Below are 23343 nucleotides of genomic sequence, written 5' to 3'. Positions count from 1 at the left end.
GTTGGCACGTCTTATGTAAAAAGGAGGTGCAGTTGCAAAAAACATCAAAGGAGAACCATCATGAAGAGAACAATGGCCATTTATGCAGTGACAGCGCTTACCCTGCTTTCCTTTGCCTCCCAGGGCATGGCTCGCGGCGGGATGGGAGGCGGCTCTGGGCACGGCTCCGGTATGGGCTCCGGGCACGGTGCCGGCATGGGGTCCAGCGCAGGTGCCGGGATGGGCACAGGTGCAGGGATGGGCACAGGTGCAGGGATGGCCACGGGTGCAGTGATGGGTGGCACCCATCACGGGACCAACGCCTCCGCGTCGATGACCGGCCAGGCCATGTCGGCCACGGCGACTATGAAACAGTCGACTATGCAGCAGTCCATGAAGGACAGGGCTCTCGCGCATGCCGCCATGCACGAGCCTGCGGCACCAACTCCTTCCACACCCGGCAATTTATAGCGTCGCCACAGCCCAGGCAGTTTTACAGCCCTGCCCCCTTACGGGGGTAGGGCTTTTTTGTCAGCACTCTGCCTGTCCTGTTAGCGAGAGGTCTTCCGCAGTGTGCAAGAGGTCTCTCGCAGTGCGCAAGAGGTCTTCCGCAGTGCGCAAGAGGTCTTCCGCAGTGCGCAAGAGGTCTTCCGCAGTGCGCAAGAGGTCTTCCGCAGTGTGCAAGAGGTCTTCCGCAGTGCGCAAGAGGTCTTCCGCAGTGCGCAAGAGGTCTTCCGCAGTGCGCAAGAGGTCTTCCGCAGTGTGCAAGAGGTCTTCCGCAGTGTGCAAAGGGTCTCTCGCAGTGCGCAAGAGGTTTCTCGCAGCGCAAAAGGTCGCCTTCAGCCCAGCATGCCGGAGGCTTTTTTTGAATTGGGGTTGCTAACTCGGCGCCGCTCAGTATACTCCCTTTTTGTTAAAAAAAACCAATTCAAACGGGAGGCGACATGCAAATACCAACTGCGTACCGGAGGATGAACGCCGTCGCTCTTATTAATGAGCTGGGTTCGGTAGCCGCTGCAATGGAAAGTAACGCCGCTTTCAAAAACGGAATACCTCAAGGCGTGGCAAGTGCAGCCGAGTTGCTGACTACCAGAGAGAGGCTCAAGTACGCCCATGAGGGGGCATTGACGCATGATTCGATCAAGATCCAGGAGCGCAAGGCGGCGGAGGCGGAAGCAGTAAAAAAACTGGACACGGTGGCGGCATACTACAACCTCGCTGCCGTGAGTGATCCGAGCGTAATTCAGTACACAGGCTTCACCCCCAATGCTCCGCGCAAGGGGGACCCGGCGCTGTTGATGCCGCAAGGGGTCGCCATATACCAGGGGCCTGTTTCGGGTAGTGCCGCTATCACGGTGAATCCGCTTCCGGGGGTAATCCTGTGGGAACTGAAGGTGGGGGAAGGGGACCTTTCCGTCGAAAGCAACTGGCGCCCTCACGTTTTCAACGCTGGTGAAACCATGGTGGTCCACGGCTTGACCGTCGACCGGGAACACGGCTTTCGCGTCAGGGGGCACAACCGCTCCGGCGCGGGGCCGTGGTCGCCGCCGGTCACCTTCTTCCTAAAATAGGACGAAGTAATCAAAAAAAGGCGTCTCCCCTTGGGGGGACGCCTTCCTCTTTGAGAGCGGTGGGTTCAGCCTTAGAGCTGGATGTACTCCTTGGGGTCCGTGTTGGTCGACATGGTCCAGACGGTGGCGTTCCCTTTTTTTAGGACGTACACGGCCAATTGCTCGTACCCAACCTTTTCCACCCACGGCTTCAGGAACTCCCGCTTGGTTACAATTTCTTTCTTGAGATCCAGGTCCTCGAGTGCTTCTACCGTCCCCGAGATCCTGACCTGGATCAGGTTCTCAAAGATGCCGTTGGTGAAACAGAGCTCGACCCTCGGATTCTTGTCCAACTGACGGTAAAGATCCTTGATCTTACCCGTATTGAAAACGATGCCGTTTTCATCGGCTCGGTACAGCAGCATCCCTCTTACATGCGGGATGTCTCCGTCCGCGGTCGCCATATGGAAAATAGGATTCGAATTTAAAAATGCAAGTATTTCGTTTCTGGTCATCATGGAGCACTCCTTTACGGGCGACGATCATCACCGGTGGCTGAGATACCCGATATTATACAACAATCTCATTCCCTGCAAGGATGATCAGATGAGCAACGGTAGGTCCTTTCTTTTCCCCCTAAGAACCGTCTGCGAGGCATGGTGAGAAGGCTCGGGTTCGGTACAATTGTGAAGCAGCAGTGCTTCCTGCATGCGTACTGATGCCACCGCTCGCAACGCATGATTACAGGAGGACGCAGCTATGAAGAAGTTGGTTTTTCTGGTCGCGCTGTTTGCGGCGGTTCCTGCCTTCGCCATCGAGAAAGACAAAGTGTCCCACTTCGCGGGGGCTACACTATTGGGCCTCACCGCTGACACCATCATCTATCACACGAGGGAATGGGAACAACCGCAGCGTATGGTTGTCTCAGGCGGACTGGCATTAATTCCTGGTTTCGCCCTAGAGGTGATTGACGAATTCAACGGAACGCACTTTAGCTGGTATGATCTTTTGGCTGACGGACTAGGGGCTGCGACCGGGGTGGTGGCTGGCGAACTGATCAACGGCAAATTGTGGATTTCCGCGTCGCCCCGCCGGGTCAGCCTGACGGGGCATTGGTAATCCGGAGGCAGGGCTATGAAAGATGAGAAGCGCACCGACCCGGCGGAGCGCTGGGTGGCGACTTTTACCTGGGAAGATCGGCTCATCGCGCGATTCTTCCCGCGCTTTTTCAAGAAGTACGCTCCCGAGGAGGTGCAGCAGCAATGGGCGGCAATCGTGGCCCGTAAGCAGCAGCCCCGTTCTGGGCAGGGTGGTGATGTCGATAAATAAGCGGTGTCCGATCCTCTTGCCGGTCGGGTTGAGCCACCTTATCTGCAAATCGGGGCTTTACCAATACCCGGCCCCCTCCCGCCTTCGCGAACCGAAGCGCCGCGGCGTGCAGGTCCGTCAAGCGGGAGGGGGATTCGGAATCGCCAGCCGGCGTCGAGCCGGCCGCTACCCTACTTCTCCGTCTGTTCCTTTTTCTCCTTCTCTTCCTTTTTTTCCTTCTTGGTTTTGGCGTGGGCAACCTCAATTTCGTTGGTTACCTTACCTTTCCCGACAACCTCTTCCGCTGCCTTCTCAACTGCTTTCTTTTCGTCTGCATTCTTTACAGGGCCTTTCAATGTCACGTGACCGTCTTTGGTGATGATCTTCACGTTGTGCGCCTTTATCGAAAGGGACTTGTCCTTTACGACGCTGCGCCGAATTTCCCTGGTTATCTCGCGGTCTGTCTTGTTCTCTTTCTGCTGCTCGGCGGTAACTCCCTTTTCGGCGTTCTTTTGGGTGTTGTCTGCCTTGCTTGTGCTTTGTTGAGCGGCATGGATCTGGATCGGGGCGCTCAGTGCGACGGCAGCCGACAGGCTTACTGCTAGCATCATGCTCATCTTTTTCATGCTTTGACTTCCTCCTTGGTTGTGGTTTAAGGGATGCCCTTTGGTCGAATTGGAAAAACTTAATATATAATATGGAAATGTCAACGTAAGCGTGAGGACTGTGCAATGAGCCGGGAGCGACGACTGGCAGAGACAACGTTTTGACTTCTGTGTCTGGTCCGATATCATTGAACTTTTCGAAGGTGACGAAACAAAAAGCGAAAGGAGAAGTGCCATTACCGCGAGCGACGTTTCCCACATACGCAATATCGGCATCATCTCCCATATCGATGCGGGCAAGACCACCGTCACCGAACGCATCCTCTTCTACAGCGGCGAGACGCACAAGATGGGGGAGGTGCATGACGGTCAGGCGGTCATGGACTGGATGCCGCAGGAACAGGAACGCGGCATCACCATCACCGCCAGCGCGACCTCTTGCCGCTGGGGCGAGCACCGCATCAACCTGATCGACACGCCCGGGCACATCGACTTCACCATCGAGGTTGAGCGGAGCGTCCGTGTACTGGACGGCGCAGTGGCGATCTTCAGTGCCGTGGAAGGGGTGCAGCCCCAAAGCGAACTGGTCTGGCGCCAGGCGGATCGCTACCGGGTGCCGAGGGTCTGCCTCATAAACAAGATGGACCGGCTCGGTGCGGATCACGAGCATGTGCTGCACCAGATGGAGCAACGCCTTGCGGCGAGGTCGGTGCTCTTGCAGCTTCCAGTCGGCGCCGAGGGGGGCTTTAGCGGCGTCATCGACGTCGTTGAAGAGGAGATGATCGTTTTCTCCGAGACCGACCTCGGACGGACGGTAGAGCGTAAGCCTGTCCCTTTACAGCACGAGGAAGCCCTTCGAAACGCACGCTTGGCCGTCACCGAGGCCGCCGCGGACTTCGACGACCAGGTCATGTCCGACTTTCTCGAGGGGCGCGCGGTAGAGAGTGAACGCCTGAAGCTCGCGCTGCGTCGCGGAACCATATCCTGCCGTATCTTTCCCGTGCTGCTCGGATCGGCCTTGCGCAACAAGGGGGTGCAGCCGGTACTGGACGCGGTTTGCCTCTTCCTCCCGTCGCCACTGGACCTCCCGGCTATGATAGGGCGGCACCCCGGAAGCGGAGAGGCGGAAAGCTTCAGTTGCGACGCGGACCTGCCGCTGCGCGCCCTGGCCTTCAAGGTGATGGCGGAAGAGGGGCGGCGGCTTACCTACGTGCGCATCTACAGCGGCAGGATGAAGCAGGGGGCAAGCGTCCTAAACCCTGGGCGCGGCGCCGGTGAGCGCATAAGGCATCTCTTCAGGATGCACGCACATCGCAGGGAGGAGGTGCCCGAGGCCGTGGCGGGGGACATCGTCGCGGTGACCGGGTGCCAGGCGACCCTTACCGGCGACACCCTCTGCGACCCGGAACATCCCCTTCTTCTCGAGGGGGTGGCGGTGCCCGAGCCGGTGGTGTCGGTGGCGGTGGAAGCGAAAGGGGCTGAGGACCGGGGGAACCTTCTCGGTACGCTGGATTACTTCCAGTGGGAAGACCCGACCTTCAGGGTGCACGAGGACAAAGAGACCGGTCAGACCATCCTGACCGGTATGGGGGAACTGCACCTGGAAATCATCGTCGACCGGCTGCGCCGCGAGTACGGTGTTCAGGTGAAAACGGGGCGCCCGCGCGTGGTGTACCGTGAGGCCCTGCGGCGCGAGGTGGTGCGCCGTGAGGTGTTCCAGACCATCGCCGAGCGTCGTCCCGAGCAGGCGGAGCTTCTCCTGCGCCTGACGCCCACGTCGCGCGGTTCCGGGGTCCACATCATCCTGCCCACCCAGGTCGCACCGATCACCCCCGAGCTGCTCGCGGCGGTCGAGCAGGGGATCATGGAGGCGTGCCATGGAGGGTGCCTCACCGGCTATGCCCTGACCGATCTCGAGGTGCAGGTCGTGGAAGTTCCCGTCGAGCCGGGAGTCGCCCCGAGCGAGCCGGCCTTAAGGGGGGCGGCGCAGCGGGGAGTGGTACTGGCGGCCCGGGAGGGTGAGCCGATGCTTCTCGAGCCGATCATGAAGCTGGAGCTGGAGACGCCTGCCGATTACCTGGGAAAGGTGCTGGGAGGGCTGCAGCAGAAGAGGGGGAAGGTGGAAGGGCTGGACCGGCGGGGCGAGATGGAAGTCGTGCGGGCGAGCGTCCCCTTGGCGGAGATGTTCGGCTACATGACCGAGCTGCGCAGTGCGACCAAGGGGAGAGCGAGCTACACCATGGAGTTCCAGGGCTTCGACGAGGCGCCTGCGGAGGTGCAGGGACGTTTCGGCCTGGCCGGAAAGGGAAGGTCCGGCGGGATGACGTCAGGCTGATGTCACTGTTTTTGCGGCTGTCGTGTTTTTCGCACCCCTTTGGCAAGCAGTTCGTATGTAAATCAGTGTGTTGCGGTTTTGGCCGGGAATTTGCTCCTATGGGATGGTTTAAAAATCCTGTCGCAAAAGGAGCAAGACGTGCTTTCATCGTTACAGTCCTACCCAACTCACCGCGAGAACTCGCTTAAGCAGCAGTTGCTACACCGCTCCGTCCCCTCCGTTCCGAAGCACGACTCGAGGGCTCCGCAGCCCCCAAGGCAGGTGCGGCTTTACGTCGGAGAGGGTATCTTCGCACAGCCGTCTCCCCCTATGGTGTGAATTCTGACAGAATCACGCCTAAAGCAATTACTTTGACGTGAGGTCTTCCCCATGACGCAAACGAGCGCGGCGCCCATAAAGATCGGGGTGAGTTCCTGCCTGCTAGGTGAGAAGGTCCGCTATGATGGCGGTCACAAGCACGACCGGTACCTGACCGACGTGCTCGGGCGTTTCTTCACCTTCGTTCCGGTCTGCCCCGAGGTCGAGTCCGGCATGAGCGTGCCGCGCGAGGCGATGCGCCTGGAGGGAGACCCCGAGCATCCGCGCCTCATCACCCACAAGACCCGCATAGACAAAACCGGCCAGATGCTTGCCTTCTGCCGCGATAAGGTCGCGGCCCTTGCCCGAGAGGAACTGTGCGGGTTCGTCTTCAAAAAGGGGTCCCCCTCTTCGGGGCTCTTCCGTGTCAAGGTGTACCGTGACGGCATGCCGGCCAGAAGCGGCAGCGGCCTCTTCGCGCAGGCGATGGTAAGGCGGTTTCCGCACCTCCCGATGGAGGAAGAGGGGAGGCTGAACGACCCGGTGCTGCGTGAGAACTTCATCGAGCGCGTCTTCAGCTGCAGGCGCTGGAAGGATTTTCTCGCCGGCAACCCCGATCTTGGCGGCCTAGTCGATTTCCACACCCGACACAAGCTCCTCGTTATGTCCCATTCGACGCAGCACTACCGGGAGATGGGGGCGCTGGTGGCGCATGGCCGGGAGATCGCGCTTGCCGAACTCCTCGAGCGCTACGAGGAGCTCTTCATGACCGCCCTGGAACTGCACGCCACGGTAAAGAAGCAGACCAACGTGCTGATGCACGTGATGGGCTATTTCAAGAAGGAACTCTCCGGGGAAGAGAAGCAGGAGCTTCTAGGCGTCATCGGCGACTATCACGACGGCCTCGTACCGCTCGTTGTTCCCATCACCCTGCTGCGGCACTATGTCGCCAAATACCGGCAGGAGTATCTGGCAAAGCAGGTCTACCTCGCCCCCCATCCCGCAGAGCTCATGCTGCGCAACCACGCCTAATTCAAAAGGAACGGAGGACAGCTCGCCCAAGCGTTCCCCCCTTTGCGAAGGGTGTATAGACCGGGGACATGGGGGATTTGCCCTGGTCAGTCCGCCTAAAGAGGGGGACTGGTCTTCACTGCATAATTTCCTGTCCCTCGCGTCCCGCTTCGGTTATAGTTTCCCAATTCCGCACCTCGGGGGGACTCAATGGAAGCGACGCGCGAGATCTACTGGAACGTCAACCACGGCCTCATCTGGGTCATGTACCTCTTCGCGTTCCTGGCCGTAGGCGCCTGCGGTTTCGGATTCTGGAAGCGGCTCCCCATGTACCGGCAGGCAAAGCCGCTGGAGCGCCTCGATCGTCTTGCGCTGCGCATAAAACTCATGCTGCAGGGGGCACTGACCCAGGCCAAGGTGCTCCGGGTGCCTGAGCCGGGAACGCTGCATGCCTTTTTCTTCTGGGGCTTTTTGCTGCTGTTCATCGGCACCCTACTCATCATGCTGCAGGTGGATTTCACCGTTCCCCTCTTCGACCTCACCTTTCTCAAGGGTACCTTCTACAAGACCTACTCCATAACTCTCGATATCGCGGGGATGGTCGCGATCCTCATGCTGGCGGGGCTCTTCGTGCGCCGCTTCTTCGTGAAGCCCGAGGGGCTCGTGACCAAGCGGGACGACTATCTGGCCCATGCCCTCCTCTTCACCATCCTCGTGTCCGGCTTCGTCATCGAGGCGCTGCGCATGGCGGCTACCGAGGTGACCGTGAACCCGGAGCTTGCCCGCTTCTCCCCCGGTGGCCTCCTGCTCACGCCGCTTTTTACCGGCTGGGACCTCGGGAGGATCTCCCTGGCGCACAAGGTGCTCTGGTGGGGGCACTTCTTTCTTGCCATGGGGTTCATCATCGCCATCCCCGGCACGAAGCTTAGGCACCTCTTCACCGACCCTGCGAACTACCTATTCACCGACCTGCGCCCGAAGGGGAGCATCGCGACCATCGATCTCGAGGACGAGAGCGCGGAGCAGTTCGGCGCCGCCAAGGCGACCGATCTCGCCTGGAAGGACGTCTACGACGCAGACGCCTGCACCCTGTGCAAGCGCTGCCAGGATCGCTGTCCCGCCTGGACCACCGGCAAGCCGCTCTCGCCGATGCGGGTGGTGCAGCAGGTAGGCGAGATGGCGTTAAACGACCCGCAGGGGGATCTCTGCCGCTACGTGACCGAAGAGGTGCTCTGGGACTGCACCACCTGCCGGGCCTGCCAGGAGATCTGTCCGGTCGACATCGAGCACGTGAACAAGATCCTCGAGATGCGCAGAAACCTGGCTCTCATGGAAGGGAAGTTTCCCGGCGACGAGGTGCGTGGCGCCATCGCCAACTACGAGGTGAACGGCAACCCCTTCGGGCTCGGTTGGGCCGAGCGGGGCGCATGGGCGGAGGGGCTCGACGTGGTGACCCTGGAAAGCGGCGAGCCCTTCGACGTCATGTACTTCATCGGCTGTTACGCTTCCTTCGACCGCAGAAACCAGGAGGTGGCGCGGGCCTTCGCGAGGATCTGCTCCGCCGCCGGGGTGAGGCTCGGCATTCTGGGCAAGGAGGAGAAGTGTTGCGGCGAGCCCCCGAGGAAGCTTGGGAACGAGTACCTTTACCAGACCATGGCGCGGGAGAACATAGAGCGGATCAAGGGGTACGGCGTCCAGAGAATCGTCACTACCTGTCCGCACTGCTTTAACACGCTTGCACGGGACTACCGGGAGCTGGACTTCGACATTCCCGTGCAGCATTACACCGTCTTCGTCGCCGAGCTGATCGAACAGGGGCGCCTGCAGCTCACGAAGGGGGAGAGCTTCGACTGCACCTATCATGACTCCTGCTACGTCGGGCGCTACGCCGACATCTTCGAGCCGCCGCGCGAGATCCTAGAGAGGCTCGGCGGAAACATCACCGAGATGGACAGAAACCGCATGGAGAGTTTCTGCTGCGGCGGGGGAGGGGGACGCATCCTCGCCGAGGAGCGGGTGGGGACCCGGGTGAACGTGGCGCGCGTGCAGATGGCCGGGGAGACCCGTGCGCCGATGCTCGTCTCCAACTGCCCCTTCTGCCTCACCATGTTCGAGGACGGCATCAAGACCGGCGGGTATGAAGGGGAGATGGCGGCGAAGGACCTCGCGGAGCTCGTGGCGCAGCGGCTTGGGTAAGGGGCTTCGGAAAAACTGGGGACCAGAGTTAAGGCAAATCCCCCCCGTCCCCCCTTCGCAAAGGGGGGAGCGCGCGGCCACCTGCTGCGCTTCGTGGCAATGGGACCTTTTTTTATAATGAGCTTCATTGACTTGTGCGCCTTGCGCGTGCGATAGTGGGACGGGCTGTCCCGCTGCCGACCCGAGGGGGAGCGCCGCACCAACGCACAAGGATGGAACAGTGGTTCACGACGCCTGCACAGGCACAAGAAAGTCCTTCGATAAGAAGTCCAGGACCCGCTTCTTCCATCCCGTAGCCGGTCTTTTCTTCCTCACCTTCCTGCTCTTCACCCACGCGGCCCTCGCCGCTTCCGGGGGGCTCCTCCCCGACCCGCCGGTCCACTTCGACCCCGCCTCGACCATCGTGGTGGGGGGAGACCGGGCCTATCCACCCTACGAGTTCATCGACAAGGACGGCAACCCCGCCGGTTACAACGTCGACCTGACCCGCGCCATCGCCGAGGTGATGGGGATGAAGGTCGAGTTCCGTTTCGGCAACTGGTCCGAGGTGCGCGCCGGACTTCAGGACGGCCACATCGACATCCTGCAGGGGCTTTCCTACTCGGCGCAGCGCCTGCAATCGGTCGACTTCTCTCCGCCGCACACCATCGTGCACCACGCCATCTTCGCAAGACGCGACACGAAACCGGTGCGTGGGCTCGAGGAGCTGCGCGGCAAGAAGGTGCTGGTCTTTCAGGACGGCATCATGCACGAGCGCCTGAAGCAGCTGGGCTTCGCGAAGGATCTGGTGCTCACCCCCACCCCCGCCGAGGCGATGCGGCTTTTGGCCTCCGGTCAGTGTGACTACGCGGTGGTGGCGCAGTTGCCGGGGATGTACCTGATCCGCGAGCTGCACCTGACCAACGTGGTGCCGGTGGCGAAGGCCGTGGTGAGCGAGCAGTACTGCTACGCGGTGAACCGCGGCAACAGGGAACTGCTCACACGCTTCAACGAGGGGCTTGCCATCGTCATCAAAACCGGGCAGTACGCCGAGATCTACAACCGCTGGCTCGGCGTGAACGATCCCCCCAGGGTGACACGGGAGCTTGCCATCAGGTACGGTGCGATGATCCTCGTGCCGCTTCTCGTGATCCTGGCGGTCACCGCACTCTGGTCGAAGACCCTCCACAAGCGGGTCGCCGAGCGCACGACCGCTCTCGCCCAGGAGGTGGCCGAGCGCAACAAGGCGCTGGAAGAGTTGAAACGCCACCAGGACAAGCTGATCCAGGCGGACAAGATGGCCTCGCTCGGCACGCTCGTCTCCGGCGTCGCCCACGAGATCAACAACCCAAACGGCCTGTTGCTCCTCGACATCCCGGTGCTGAAAAGGGTGCACGACGACGCGGGCGAGATCCTGGAGACCCATTTCCAGGAGCACGGCGACTTCATGCTGGGGGGCGTTCCATATTCGGAGATGCGCGAGGAGATCCCGCGCATCCTGGACGAGATGCAGGACGGTGCCCAGCGCATCAAGCGTATCGTTAACGACCTGAAGGACTTCGCCCGCAAGGACATGGGGCAGAAGACGCTCATCGACCTGGACGCGGTGGTGCGAACGGCGCTGCGCCTCGTCGACCCCACCATCCGCTCCTCGACGAACCATTTCCAGGCCGCGCTGCACGGCTCGCTTCCGAACGTGCTCGGCAACGCCCAGCGCCTGGAGCAGGTCATCGTCAATCTCGTGCTGAACGCCTGCCAGGCGCTCCCCGACCGGGAGTGCGGCGTGTTCATCGGCACGAGCTATCAGCAGGACGAAGGGGTGGTTCGGCTCCAGGTCACCGACCAGGGGGTGGGGGTGGCGGAGGAGCATCTGCCGTACCTCATGGACCCCTTCTTCACCACCAAAAGGGACAGCGGCGGAACCGGCCTCGGGCTCTCGGTTTCCGCGGGGATCGTGGAGGAACACGGCGGCGCGCTGCAGTTTTCTTCCGCTGCCGGCTCTGGCACCACCGTCATCCTCTCGCTGCCCGTCCCCCACAGGAGTAAGGAAGCATGAAAAAGACCCTTTTCCCCGCCTTCAGCATCTTACTGGTCGACGACGAGCCGGCCTGGCTCAAGTCCTTCTCGCTCACGCTCAAAAGCTGCGCCGGGATCAACAACATCGTGACCTGCCAGGAGAGCCGCGAGGTGATGGGGCTCCTCGACCAGGGAGGGATCGGCCTCGTGCTCCTGGACCTCACCATGCCGCAGCTTGCCGGCGAGACGCTCTTGCAGCAGATCGGCGAGCGGCACCCCGGAATCATGACCATCATCGTGAGCGGCATGAACCAGCTGGAGACCGCGGTGCGCTGCATGAAGCTTGGTGCCTTCGACTACATCGTGAAGACCGACGAGGAGGACCGGCTGGTCGGCGGGGTGCTGCGCGCCATCCGGATTCTGGAGCTGCAGCAGGAGTTCCGTACCATGTCGGACCGCATGCTGTCGAGGCAGCTGCAGCACCCGGAGGCGTTCACCGACATCGTGACCGGCGATCCGCGCATGCAGGACCTCTTCAACTACGTCGAGGCCGTTTCGCCAAGCCACCAGCCGCTTCTGATCACCGGCGAGAGCGGCGTCGGCAAGGAACTGATCGCGCGTGCAGTGCATACCTTAAGTGGCTGTTCCGGGCCGCTTGTCGCCGTTAACGTAGCGGGCCTCGATGACACGGTGTTTGCCGACACCCTTTTCGGGCACGTCCGCGGCGCCTATACCGGTGCCGATCAGGCGCGCCCGGGCATGATCGAGCAGGCGGGCAACGGCACGCTGTTTCTGGACGAGATCGGCGACCTGAGCATCGCGTCGCAGGTGAAGCTTTTGCGTCTGCTGCAGGAGGGGGAGTATTTCCCGCTGGGAGGGGACCGGCCCAAGCGGATGAACGCCCGCATCGTCGTGGCAACGCATCGCGATCTGGCGGCGCGGGAGGCTGCCGGAGAGTTCCGACGCGACCTTTACTACCGCCTCTGTACCCATAAGATCCACATCCCCCCCTTGCGTGACCGTGTCGGTGACATACCTTTACTGCTGGAGTATTTTTTGGCTGAAGCGGCGAAAACGTTGGGGAAAAAGAAGCCGACCCCGCCAAAGGAGCTCGCCCAGATCCTCGCCACCTACAGCTTCCCCGGAAACGTGCGGGAGCTGCGCGGCATGGTGTACAACGCGGTGAGCCTGCACAAGGAGCGCATCCTTTCCATGGACAGCTTCCTAAAAGCCATCGGACAGAGCCGCAGCGACGAACCCCTGCCGGTGCAGGGGCAAAACCCCTTTGCCGTTTTCGAACGCCTTCCCACTTTTGCCGAGGCGGCGGAACTGCTCGTGGAGGAGGCGATATCCAGGGCCAACGGCGTGCAGGCCATTGCGGCGCGCCTTCTCGGTATTTCACCCCCTGCGCTCAACAAGCGTCTCAAGATGTCACGTAAGTAGCCAGACACAGAAGAAAGTAGCCTGCCGCGCCCTTCGGGGCGCGATTTTTTTCTCCATTTTTTTTCCGCAGTACCCCCTCCGGCACCCTCCAAACTCCCTCGGAACCGGCAATGGTGTTAACCATGGTTAAGATCTTAACCATGGTTAAGTGCCGCATCTCGTCGAAATATCGCGCTTTTCCCAATTGCAACAGTAAAGGTGTTTTCTTTGGTTAATACCTTTGATGGGGTCTCTCGTGCCTAAAACATTATTTTTGTATTTGATTCCGGTATCTTACATTCGTATACAGAGCTTGGTATTCGTCTTGCTGATATGAGGTGTCAAACGATGTTCCGGCGAAATGAACTGCAGATTCGATGAGCGGTTTTGCAATAGAAACATTTTCAAAGGAGAGACCATGAAAGCGAAGAAGTTTTACCAGGTTCTGTACTTCCAGGTATTGATGGCGATATCGATCGGGGTGGCCCTTGGCTACTACCTGCCCGATACCGGGGCTGCCATGAAGCCGCTTGGTGACGGTTTCATCAAGATGATCAAGATGATCATCACGCCCGTGATCTTCTGTACGGTGGTGACCGGCATCGCCGGCATGGACGACATGAAAAAGGTCGGGCGCGTAGGCGGCAAGGCCCTTTTGTACTTCGAACTCGTCTCCACTGTGGCCCTCGGCATCGGTCTCCTCGTCATCAACGTGATCCAGCCCGGCGTCGGCATGAACGCGGACGTCACCAAGCTCGACACCAAGGGGCTCGCTACCTACACCGCCACCGCCGCCAAGTCGCACAGCTTCGCCGACTTCGCCCTGGGCATTATCCCGAACAGCGTCGTGGACGCCTTCGCCAAGGGTGAGATCCTCCAGGTGCTCTTCTTCGCCATCTTCTTCGGTATCGCCCTCTCCGCGCTTGGCGAGAAGGGAAAGCCGATCTACAAGTTCATCGATGACGTCTCTCACGCACTCTTCGGCGTCGTCAACCTGATCATGAAGTTCGCCCCCATCGGCGCCTTCGGGGCCATGGCATTCACCATCGGCAAGTTCGGTCTCGGCTCTCTCGCGAAACTCGGCATGCTGATGGGGAGCTTCTACCTCACCTGTCTCCTCTTCATCTTCGTGGTGCTCGGCACCATCGGCAAGATCTGCGGATTCAACATCTTCAAGTTCATCGCCTACATCAAGGAAGAGCTCCTGGTCGTGCTGGGGACTTCGTCTTCCGAGTCGGCGCTGCCGCGCATGATGGCTAAGCTCGAGAATCTCGGCTGCACCAAGTCCGTGGTCGGTCTCGTCATCCCGACCGGTTACTCCTTCAACCTTGACGGCACCTCGATCTACCTGACCATGGCGGCGATTTTCGTGGCCCAGGCGACCAACACCCCGCTCACCATGACCCAGACCCTCACCATCCTCGGCGTGCTGATGCTCACTTCCAAGGGTGCGGCCGGTGTCACCGGCAGCGGCTTCGTTACCCTCGCCGCGACCTTCGCCGCGATCCCGACCATCCCGGTCGCAGGTCTTGCCCTCATCCTCGGCATCGACCGCTTCATGTCCGAGGCGCGCGCGCTCACGAACCTGGTCGGCAACGGCGTCGCCACCGTCGTGGTCTCCCGCTGGGAGAAGGAACTCGACGTGGATCGCATGAGGCGCGTGCTGAACCGCGAGGAGCTCGAGGTTCCGGAGCTTGGGCTCATGGAGCCGGAGCTCGAGCCGGAAGAGGCGTAGAAACGTGTGCGGGCGGCCCAATGGGCCGCCCGCCTTTTTTGGGCTTCCGAAAGGGAGCCTTTTGAAGAGGGCGAGCACGCCGTTGCTGCTGCCCTCTTTTTTTAACCAAATTCCAGTATCAACGGGAGGAACGCCTAGTGAGTAAGAAACTGTCAGCCCTGGACTACCATTCCGGCGGCAGGAAAGGAAAGATCGAAGTCATCGCCACCAAGCCGTGCCAGACCGCAGCGGACCTGTCGCTCGCCTACTCTCCGGGAGTCGCCGAGCCCTGCCTCGCCATTCAGCAGAACCCGGACGACGCCTACAAGTACACCGCCAAGGGGAACCTCGTCGCGGTGGTATCGAACGGCACCGCGGTGCTCGGGCTCGGTAACCTGGGTGCTCTCGCCGGCAAGCCGGTCATGGAGGGGAAAGGTGTTCTCTTCAAGCGCTTCGCCGACATCGACGTCTTCGACATCGAGCTGAACACGGAGAACCCGGACGAGATCATCAAGGCGTGCCAGCTGTTGGAGCCTACCTTCGGCGGCATAAACCTCGAGGACATCAAGGCGCCGGAGTGCTTCTACATCGAGGAGACGCTCAAAAAGACCATGAACATCCCGGTCTTCCATGACGACCAGCACGGCACCGCCATCATCTCCTCGGCGGCCCTTCTGAACGCGCTGCAGTTGACCGGCAAGAAGATCGAGGAGATCAGGATCGTGGTGAACGGGGCGGGCGCCTCGGCGAACTCCTGCGCGAAGCTCGCCATAGCGCTCGGCGTGAAACCGAACAACATGATCATGTGCGACTCCAAGGGGGTCATCTATAAGGGACGTACCGAAGGGATGAACCAGTACAAGGAGCTCTTCGCGGCGGACACGCCTTTCCGCACCCTGAAGGAGGCGGCCAAGGGGGCGGACGTTCTCTTCGGGCTTTCCGTGAAGGGCGCCTTCACCCCGGAGATGGTGCGCTCCATGGCGCCAAACCCGATCATCTTCGCCCTGGCGAACCCGGACCCGGAGATCACCCCGGAGGAGGCGCATGCGGTGCGCGGCGACGTCATCATGGCGACCGGCAGGAGCGATTACCCGAACCAGGTGAACAACGTCCTCGGCTTCCCGTTCATCTTCCGCGGCGCCCTCGACGTGCGCGCCACCGCGATCAACGAGGAGATGAAGTTGGCCGCAGTGCAGGCGCTTGCGAAGCTTGCCCGCGAGGAGGTGCCCGACGCGGTATCGAAGGCCTACGGCAACGAGAAGTTCTCCTTCGGTCCGAACTACATCATCCCGAAGCCCTTCGACCCGCGCGTCCTTTTGCACGTGGCACCGGCGATCGCCCAGGCGGCCATGGAAACCGGCGTCGCGCGCCAGCCGATAGAGGACATGGCGCGCTATCTCGAACAGCTGGAGTGCTCGCAGGGGAAATCCAAAGAGATCATGCGCATGGTCATCAACAAGGCGAAGAGCGATCCCAAGCGGGTCGTCTTTCCTGAGGGCGACAACGAGAAGATCCTGCGGGCGGCCCAGACCCTGGTGGAAGAGGGGATCGCCAAGCCGATCCTCGTCGGCGACCGTAAGAAGATCCAGCAGAAGATGGACGAGCTGAACCTCGACCTCGATGTGCCGATCGTCGACCCGGCCGACTCTGAGCTGACCGAAGGGTATGCCGACGAGCTCTACCGCCTGCGCCAGAGAAAGGGGCTTACCCTCTCCGAGAGCAGGCGCGTCATGCGCCGCAAGTCGAGGACCCATTTCGCCACCATGATGGTGGCCCGAGGCGACGCCGACGCGCTTCTTGGCGGCATCGACACCCATTACCCCGACACCATCCGTCCGGCCCTGGAGGTGCTTGGAAAGCAGGCGGGCCTCTCCAGCGTGCACGGCCTGTACATGATGGTGTTCAAGAAGGGGGTCTACTTCCTCGCCGACACCACGGTGACCATCGACCCGACCGCGGAGGAGCTCGCCGAGACCGCCATCCTTGCCGCCGAGAAGGTCGCCATGCTCGACATAGAGCCGAGGATCGCCATGCTCTCCTTCTCCAACTTCGGCTCTGTGGAGCATCCGCAGGCGCAGAAGGTGAAACGCGCCGTCGAGCTCGTGAAGGAGCGCGCCCCGCACCTGGTCATCGAGGGGGAGATGCAGGCGGACACCGCGGTGGTCCCCGAGCTCCTCGACGGTTTCACCTTCTCGAAACTGAAGACCCCGGCGAATGTCCTCATCTTCCCTGACCTCAACTCCGGCAACATCTGCTACAAGCTTTTGCGCCGCCTTGGAGGCGCCGAGGCGATCGGCCCCATCCTCATGGGGATGAACAAGCCGGTGCATGTGCTGCAGCGCGGCGACGACGAGAGCGACGTGGTCAACATGGCCGCCATCGCGGTAGCGGACGCCCAGAACCTGTAATTTTACGCGCCGCAGTGCCGGAATCCCCCGTTCCCCAAGCAAGGGAACGGGGGATTTTTTTGTCCAAGCCTTCCTCCTTGTTTACGCGGTGTTTTATTTTGCGGCTACACCTTTCCCCTCCTTGATGAACCACCGATTTCTCTGTATTACAAAGTAACCAAGAAACGAATCCGGGTGCGTTTTATTTTTATAACGCTCGTTCGATCAGTTTTGGACCTGTCTGCACTTTGCAGGGTAATATGCCGTATTAATAGGGTAATTGGCAACGCAGGCGGATCGGTATTTACCCTTGGCGGTGCGATGTCTGTTCGTGTCAGTCTGGTATGACCAATTTTATTTACAAAATAGTATAAAAGTGTTTGCCAAACTTTTTGCAGAGGAGTATATGAGTGTTGAGCGGAGCCGACGCCGGTTTTTCCGCCAAAATAAAACAAATAAACTCTAATGTTGCACCCTTCGCTGGGAGAATATAACGGGGGGCGAGGAGGGAAGATGAACATCCACGAGTACCAGGCCAAGGCGATTCTCAGGAAGTTCGGCGTGCCGGTTCCCGACGGCCACGTCTGCTACAACGGCGCGAGCGCCCGGGAGTGGGCGAAGCGGTTGGGTGAGGGGCCCTGGGTGGTTAAGGCCCAGATCCATGCCGGCGGGCGCGGCAAGGGGGGGGGCGTCAAGCTGGCCCGGACCTCCGCCGAGGTGCAGATGATCGCGCGCGACATGCTGGGGATGACCCTCAGGACCCACCAGACCGGACCTGAAGGGAAGGTGGTGCACCGGGTGCTGGTGGAGAACGGCTGCAACATCGAGAACGAGCTTTACGTGAGCTTTCTCGTGGACCGCGGCACTTCCCGCGTCACGGTGATGGCCTCGACCGAGGGGGGGATGGACATCGAGGAGGTCGCCGCGAAGACCCCCGAGAAGATCGTCGCCGAGGCGGTGGATCCCCTGGTCGGGCTCACCCCGTTCCAGTGCCGCAAGATCGCCTTCAGCTTGGGGCTCAGGGGGAAGCTGACGAACAAGGCGGTGAAGGTCTTCGGTAACCTCTACACCGCCTTCGTCGCCTGCGACTGCTCGCTCCTCGAGATCAACCCGCTCGTGGTGACCGCGGAAGGGGACCTGGTCGCGCTGGACGCGAAGTTCGGCTTCGACGACAACGCGCTCTTTCGTCACCTGCAGATCGGCGACATGCGCGACTTCGACGAGGAGGACGCGAACGAGATCGAGGCCTCCCAGCACGACCTCTCCTACATCTCGCTTTCCGGCAACATCGGCTGCCTCGTGAACGGCGCCGGGCTCGCCATGGCGACCATGGACATCATCAAGCACTACGGCGGGGATCCGGCGAACTTCCTGGACGTAGGGGGCGGGGCGACCATCGAGCGCGTTACCGAGGCCTTCAAGATCATCCTCTCGGACAAGAACGTGAAGGGGATCCTCGTCAACATCTTCGGCGGCATCATGAAGTGCGACGTGATCGCCACCGGCGTCATCGAGGCGGCGCGGCAGGTCGAGATCAAGGTGCCGCTCGTGGTCAGGCTCGAGGGGACCAACGTGGAACTGGGCAAGCGCCTTCTCGCGGAGAGCGGCCTGAACATCGTCGCCGCTGACGGCATGGCCGACGGGGCCAAAAAGATCGTCGCCGCCGTAGCGGCAGCGGCTTAGGAGGGGCGTCATGAGCATAATGATCAACAAGGACACCAGGGTCATCACCCAGGGGATCACCGGCGCCACCGGTCTTTTCCACGCGCAGGGCGCCCGCGAGTACGGCACACAGATGGTCGGGGGGGTCACCCCGGGCAAGGGGGGGAGCGTCGTCGACGGCTTTCCGGTCTTCGACACGGTGGCCGAGGCGGTGCATGAGACCGGCGCCAACGCAAGCGTCATCTACGTTCCCCCCCCCTTCGCCGCCGACTCGATCATGGAGGCGGTGGATGCCGGCGTGGAGCTCGTCTGCTGCATCACCGAGGGAATCCCGGTGCTGGACATGGTGAAGGTCAAGCAGTACCTGGTCGGGAAGAAAACCCGCCTGGTCGGCCCTAACTGCCCGGGCGTCATCACCCCGGGTGAGTGCAAGATCGGCATTATGCCCGGCTACATCCACAAGCCGGGCAAGGTGGGGGTCGTTTCCCGAAGCGGCACGCTCACCTACGAGGCGGTCTGGCAGCTCACCTCGATCGGCCTTGGGCAGTCGACCTGCGTGGGTATCGGCGGCGACCCGGTGAACGGCACGAGTCACATCGACTGCCTGCGCCTCTTCGAGGAGGACCCGGACACCGATGCGGTGATCATGATCGGCGAGATCGGGGGGAGTGCTGAGGAGGAGGCGGCCCGTTTCGTCAAGGAGCATATGTCGAAGCCGGTGGCGGCGTACATCGCAGGCGTCACCGCCCCTCCGGGGAAGAGGATGGGGCATGCCGGCGCCATCATCTCCGGCGGCAAGGGGACCGCGACTGAGAAGGTGGCGGTTTTGAGGGAGTGCGGCATCAGCGTGGCGGATACGCCGGCCGAGATGGCCGAGGCGCTATTGAAGGTCTACAGACCGTGACAAGGGGGCCGCACCACGGTGCGGCGGCGGAGAACGACATGAAGAAAAAAGAGAACCCGCGCTATCACGTCCTCTCGGTTCGCGTGAGCCGCGAGGACCGCGAAGCGATCGAGAAGTTTTCCAAAGAGGTGAACATGAAGGTGTCGGACCTTATGCGGGAGGCGCTGCAGGACGTGGTTCCCTGGCAGAGCACCTCCTAGTCCGAGATAAGAGACTGCAGTGCATTTACAAGAGGAGCATAGGATGAAAAGAAGAATGGTAACCATAGACGGCAACACGGCGGCGGCACACGTGGCGCATGCCACCAACGAAGTCATCGCCATCTACCCGATCACCCCTTCCTCGGTGATGGGAGAGATCTCCGACGCGAAAAGCGCGGTGGGGGAGAAGAACATCTGGGGGACGGTACCGCTTGTCTCCGAGCTGCAGTCCGAGGGTGGCGCGGCGGGTGCCGTGCACGGCGCTCTGCAGGCGGGGGCGCTCACCACGACCTTCACGGCGAGCCAGGGGCTTTTGCTGATGATCCCCAATATGTACAAGATCGCCGGTGAACTCACCTCCACGGTCTTCCACGTCTCGGCGCGCGCCATAGCGACGCAGGCGCTCTCCATCTTCGGTGACCATTCCGACGTCATGTCCTGCCGCTCAACCGGCTGGGCCATGCTCTGCTCCAACAACGTGCAGGAGGTGATGGACTTCGCCCTGATCGCCCAGGCGGCAACCCTGCGCTCGCGCCTCCCGTTCCTGCACTTCTTCGACGGCTTCCGCACCTCGCACGAGGTCCAGAAGGTCGAGGAACTCTCCTACGACGACATGCGCGCCATGATCGACACGGAACTCGTCAACGCGCACCGCGCCCGCTGTCTCACCCCGGACCGCCCGGTCTTGCGCGGCAGCGCGCAGAACCCGGACGTCTACTTCCAGGGGCGCGAGACGGTGAACGGCTTCTACCCGGCCGCCATCGATATCGTGGAGAAGGAGATGGAGCGCTTCGCCGCACTCACCGGACGTAAGTACGCCACGGTGGAGTACGCCGGGGCGCCGGACGCGGAGCGGGTCGTCGTGATCATGGGCTCCGGTGCCGACACGGTGCAGGAAACGGTGGACGCCCTGAACGCGCAGGGGGAAAAGGTGGGCGTCGTGAAGATCCACCTGTACCGTCCCTTCCCGCTGAACGCCTTCGTGAAGGCGCTTCCCGCCTCGGTGCGCCGTATCGCGGTGCTTGACCGCACCAAGGAGCCTGGGGCCTTGGGTGAGCCGCTTTACCTGGATGTCCGGACCGCGATCGGCGAGGGGATGGCGGCGGGGCTCACGAGTTTCGTCGGCTACCCGGTGGTGGTCGGCGGGCGCTACGGCCTGGGCTCCAAGGAGTTCACCCCGGCGATGGCCAAGGCGGTTTTCGACAACCTGAAGTCCGCCCAGCCGGTCAGCAACTTCACCGTGGGGATCAAGGACGACGTGACCGGCGCGAGCCTCGACTACGACAGCTCCTTTAGGACCGCCATGGACGGGACCTACGAGGCGATGTTCTTCGGCCTTGGCTCGGACGGCACCGTCGGGGCGAACAAGAACTCCATCAAGATCATCGGCGAGGCGACCGACAACTACGCCCAGGCCTACTTCGTCTACGACTCGAAGAAGGCGGGGACCATCACCACCTCGCACCTGCGTTTCGGCAGGAAGCCGATCAACGCGCCGTACCTGATCGACAATGCTGACTTCGTCGCCTGCCACAACTTCACCTTCCTCGAGAAGTACGACATGCTCGGCAAGGCGAAGCCGGGCGGCACCTTCCTCCTCTGCTCGCCGTTTTCGCACGACGAGGTGTGGGACAAGATGCCGGTCGAGGTGCAAGAGCAGATCATCGACAAAAGGCTCAAGGTGTACACCATCAACGCGATCAAGCTCGCCGAGGAACTTGGGCTTGGCGCACGCATCAACGTGATCATGCAGACCGCCTTCTTCAAGATCTCCGGGATCATCCCGCTTGAGGCGGCGATCGCCGAGATCAAGGGGGCCATCAAGAAGAGCTACGGCAAGGCTGGGGAGAAGGTGGTGGCGATGAACAACGCCGCCGTCGACCAGGCGCTCTTGAATATCCACGAGGTCGCCGTCCCCGCCGCTCCCTCGAGCCGCATCACGAAGCCCGCGCCGGTAGGGGCGTGCGCGCCGCACTTCGTGAAGGAGGTGACCGGCCGCATCATCGCCGGGTTCGGCGACGAGCTCCCCGTCTCCGCCATGCCGATCGACGGCACCTTCCCGACCGCTACCTCGCAGTACGAAAAGCGCAACATCGCGGTGGATATCCCGGTGTGGGACGAGAAGCTCTGCATCCAGTGCGCCATCTGCTCCTTCGTCTGCCCGCACGCGGCGATTCGTGTCAAGGCGTACGATCCCGCGGCGCTCGCCGGCGCCCCGGACGGCTTCAAGTCGGCGGACTCCAAGATGCCGGACCTGAAGGATATGAAGGTGACCTTCCAGGTCGCCCCCGAGGACTGCACCGGGTGCGGCGCCTGCGCCCACAACTGCCCGGCGAAGGACAAGGAAAACCCGGCGCGCAAGGCCCTGGAGATGCGCTTCCAGCCCCCCCTGCGCGTGAAGGAGGCGGCGAACTACCACTTCTTCCTGTCGCTTCCCGACCTCGACCCCGCGCGGGTGAAGCTCGACACGCTGCGCGGCAGCCAGCTGGTGCGGCCGCTCTTCGAGTACTCCGGTGCCTGCGCTGGGTGCGGCGAGACCCCGTACCTGAAGCTCCTCTCCCAGCTTTTCGGGGACCGAGCGCTCATCGCCAACGCCACCGGCTGCACCTCGATCTACGGCGGGAACCTCCCGACCACGCCCTGGGCGAAGCGCGCCGACGGGCGCGGCCCGGCCTGGTCCAACTCGCTCTTCGAGGACAACGCCGAGTTCGGCTACGGCATGAGGCTCGCCGTGGACAAGTTCAGCGAGGCGGCGCGGGAAATCCTGGAGCAACTGCTCGCCTCCCCGTGCTGTACCGACCTGCAGCCGCTCATGCACGAGATCCTCGCAAGCGCCCAGGAAGGGCAGGCCGAGATCGAGGCGCAGCGGGAGCGGGTGGCGCGCCTTAAAGAGGCGCTTGGTGCCTGCCGCGAAGAGAAGGCGGCGGAACTCCAACCCATCGCCGATTACCTTGTTAAGAAGTCGGTGTGGTGCGTTGGGGGGGACGGCTGGGCCTACGACATAGGCTACGGCGGCCTGGACCACGTCATCGCCTCCGGCAAGAACGTGAACATCCTGGTGCTCGATACCGAGGTCTACTCGAACACGGGAGGCCAGGCCTCCAAGTCGACCCCGATCGGCGCCGTGGCACAGTTTGCGGCGGGGGGTAAGGGGATGGCCAAGAAGGACCTCGGCATGATGGCGATGGCCTACGGCCACGTTTACGTGGCGAGCGTGTCACTCGCAAACCCCGGGCAGGTGGTGAAGGCGTTCATGGAGGCGGAGGCGTACGAAGGTCCCTCGCTCATCATCGCCTACTCGCACTGCATCGCGCACGGCATCGACATGACCCGCGGCGTGGACGAGCAGAAAAAGGCGGTGTCGTCCGGTTACTGGCCGCTGTACCGGTACAACCCGGAACTTACCGGCGCCGGGAAGAACCCGCTGCAACTGGACAGCAAGGCGCCGAGCACGAGCTTCGAGGAGTTCGCCGGCGGCGAGAACCGCTACAAGGTGCTCAAGAAGGTGAACCCGGAGGCGGCCGGGAAGCTGATGGAGAAGGCCGGCGCCTGGGCGGCGAGCCGCTTCGAGTATTACCAGAAGCTTGCCGCGCTCAGCTTCGGGGCGGACGAATAACTATTAAATAGGGAAGGGCGCCTTGGGCGCTTTGTGGAAAAGGCCGGGGGAAACCCCGGCCTTTTTTCTTTTATTATGCCGGGGCGCCGGCGGCTGGGCGAATAATCATTCGCCCCTACTGGGTGTGGCTGAAGCTTGGGTGAGTGGCGAGAGGGCGCGGGC

17 protein-coding genes are annotated in these 23343 nt (G+C 61.8%); 15 read left to right on the top strand and 2 right to left on the bottom strand.

What is annotated here, in order from left to right; all coding sequences use genetic code 11:
- The first annotated feature begins 60 nt into the window (after positions 1–60).
- Together E8K79_RS09970 and E8K79_RS09965 are read left to right on the top strand one after the other, a co-directional pair.
- Positions 61–450 (top strand): hypothetical protein, encoded by a 390-nt coding sequence (locus E8K79_RS09970; protein ID WP_136514619.1) that lies wholly within the window; start codon positions 61–63, stop codon positions 448–450.
- A gap of 473 nt (positions 451–923) precedes the next feature.
- Positions 924–1550, top strand: coding sequence for a fibronectin type III domain-containing protein (locus tag E8K79_RS09965; protein WP_162604644.1), 627 nt, complete (start codon positions 924–926; stop codon positions 1548–1550).
- A 71-nt stretch (positions 1551–1621) separates the two neighbouring features.
- Here the strand turns inward: E8K79_RS09965 and E8K79_RS09960 are convergent, their stop codons facing one another.
- Entirely contained in the window at positions 1622–2047 is a 426-nt protein-coding gene (locus tag E8K79_RS09960) for a pyridoxamine 5'-phosphate oxidase family protein (RefSeq protein WP_246043788.1), read from the bottom strand.
- A gap of 241 nt (positions 2048–2288) precedes the next feature.
- Here E8K79_RS09960 and E8K79_RS09955 point away from each other — a divergent pair, with 241 nt between their 5' ends.
- Positions 2289–2648, top strand: coding sequence for a hypothetical protein (locus E8K79_RS09955; protein WP_136514617.1), 360 nt, complete (start codon positions 2289–2291; stop codon positions 2646–2648).
- Positions 2649–2663: 15 nt separating this feature from the next.
- The gene (locus E8K79_RS09950; RefSeq protein WP_136514616.1) at positions 2664–2858 is read left to right on the top strand and encodes a hypothetical protein; all 195 of its coding nucleotides are present in this window, start codon (positions 2664–2666) and stop codon (positions 2856–2858) included.
- 170 nt (positions 2859–3028) lie between these two features.
- On the opposite strand, the gene E8K79_RS09945 is transcribed toward E8K79_RS09950, so the two are convergent.
- On the bottom strand, positions 3029–3463 hold the full coding sequence (locus tag E8K79_RS09945) for a BON domain-containing protein (protein ID WP_136514615.1): 435 nt from the start codon (positions 3461–3463) through the stop codon (positions 3029–3031).
- Between the two features lie 214 nt (positions 3464–3677).
- On the opposite strand from E8K79_RS09945, the gene fusA reads away from it, so the two are divergent.
- From fusA to nifJ, 11 genes are all read left to right on the top strand, one after another.
- Entirely contained in the window at positions 3678–5777 is a 2100-nt protein-coding gene (fusA, locus tag E8K79_RS09940) for an elongation factor G (RefSeq protein ID WP_136514614.1), read from the top strand.
- Between the two features lie 369 nt (positions 5778–6146).
- The gene (locus E8K79_RS09930; RefSeq protein WP_136514612.1) at positions 6147–7106 is read left to right on the top strand and encodes a YbgA family protein; all 960 of its coding nucleotides are present in this window, start codon (positions 6147–6149) and stop codon (positions 7104–7106) included.
- A gap of 189 nt (positions 7107–7295) precedes the next feature.
- Positions 7296–9281, top strand: a complete 1986-nt coding sequence (locus E8K79_RS09925; protein ID WP_136514611.1) for a heterodisulfide reductase-related iron-sulfur binding cluster — start codon at positions 7296–7298, stop codon at positions 9279–9281.
- A gap of 220 nt (positions 9282–9501) precedes the next feature.
- The gene (locus tag E8K79_RS09920) at positions 9502–11316 is read left to right on the top strand and encodes a transporter substrate-binding domain-containing protein (protein ID WP_136514610.1); all 1815 of its coding nucleotides are present in this window, start codon (positions 9502–9504) and stop codon (positions 11314–11316) included.
- A complete protein-coding gene (locus tag E8K79_RS09915; protein WP_135870641.1) occupies positions 11313–12719 on the top strand; it encodes a sigma-54-dependent transcriptional regulator in 1407 nt (468 codons plus the stop codon). Before E8K79_RS09920 ends, E8K79_RS09915 begins: the two co-directional genes overlap by 4 nt.
- Before the next feature lie 397 nt (positions 12720–13116).
- On the top strand, positions 13117–14433 hold the full coding sequence (locus tag E8K79_RS09910) for a dicarboxylate/amino acid:cation symporter (RefSeq protein WP_136514609.1): 1317 nt from the start codon (positions 13117–13119) through the stop codon (positions 14431–14433).
- Positions 14434–14570: 137 nt separating this feature from the next.
- The gene (locus E8K79_RS09905; RefSeq protein WP_136514608.1) at positions 14571–16820 is read left to right on the top strand and encodes an NADP-dependent malic enzyme; all 2250 of its coding nucleotides are present in this window, start codon (positions 14571–14573) and stop codon (positions 16818–16820) included.
- Between the two features lie 492 nt (positions 16821–17312).
- Positions 17313–18482 (top strand): ADP-forming succinate--CoA ligase subunit beta, encoded by a 1170-nt coding sequence (sucC, locus tag E8K79_RS09900; protein ID WP_136514607.1) that lies wholly within the window; start codon positions 17313–17315, stop codon positions 18480–18482.
- A 10-nt stretch (positions 18483–18492) separates the two neighbouring features.
- A complete protein-coding gene (sucD, locus tag E8K79_RS09895) occupies positions 18493–19365 on the top strand; it encodes a succinate--CoA ligase subunit alpha (RefSeq protein WP_135870645.1) in 873 nt (290 codons plus the stop codon).
- A gap of 38 nt (positions 19366–19403) precedes the next feature.
- Entirely contained in the window at positions 19404–19565 is a 162-nt protein-coding gene (locus tag E8K79_RS09890; protein WP_129126753.1) for a DUF6290 family protein, read from the top strand.
- A gap of 43 nt (positions 19566–19608) precedes the next feature.
- The gene (nifJ, locus tag E8K79_RS09885; protein WP_136514606.1) at positions 19609–23181 is read left to right on the top strand and encodes a pyruvate:ferredoxin (flavodoxin) oxidoreductase; all 3573 of its coding nucleotides are present in this window, start codon (positions 19609–19611) and stop codon (positions 23179–23181) included.
- Positions 23182–23343 lie beyond the last annotated feature (162 nt).

The organism is Geomonas edaphica, assembly GCF_004917075.1.
Lineage (GTDB): Bacteria > Desulfobacterota > Desulfuromonadia > Geobacterales > Geobacteraceae > Geomonas > Geomonas edaphica.
Note: the sequence above shows the minus strand (reverse complement) of the source record. Positions and strands in the feature narration are given on the sequence as shown.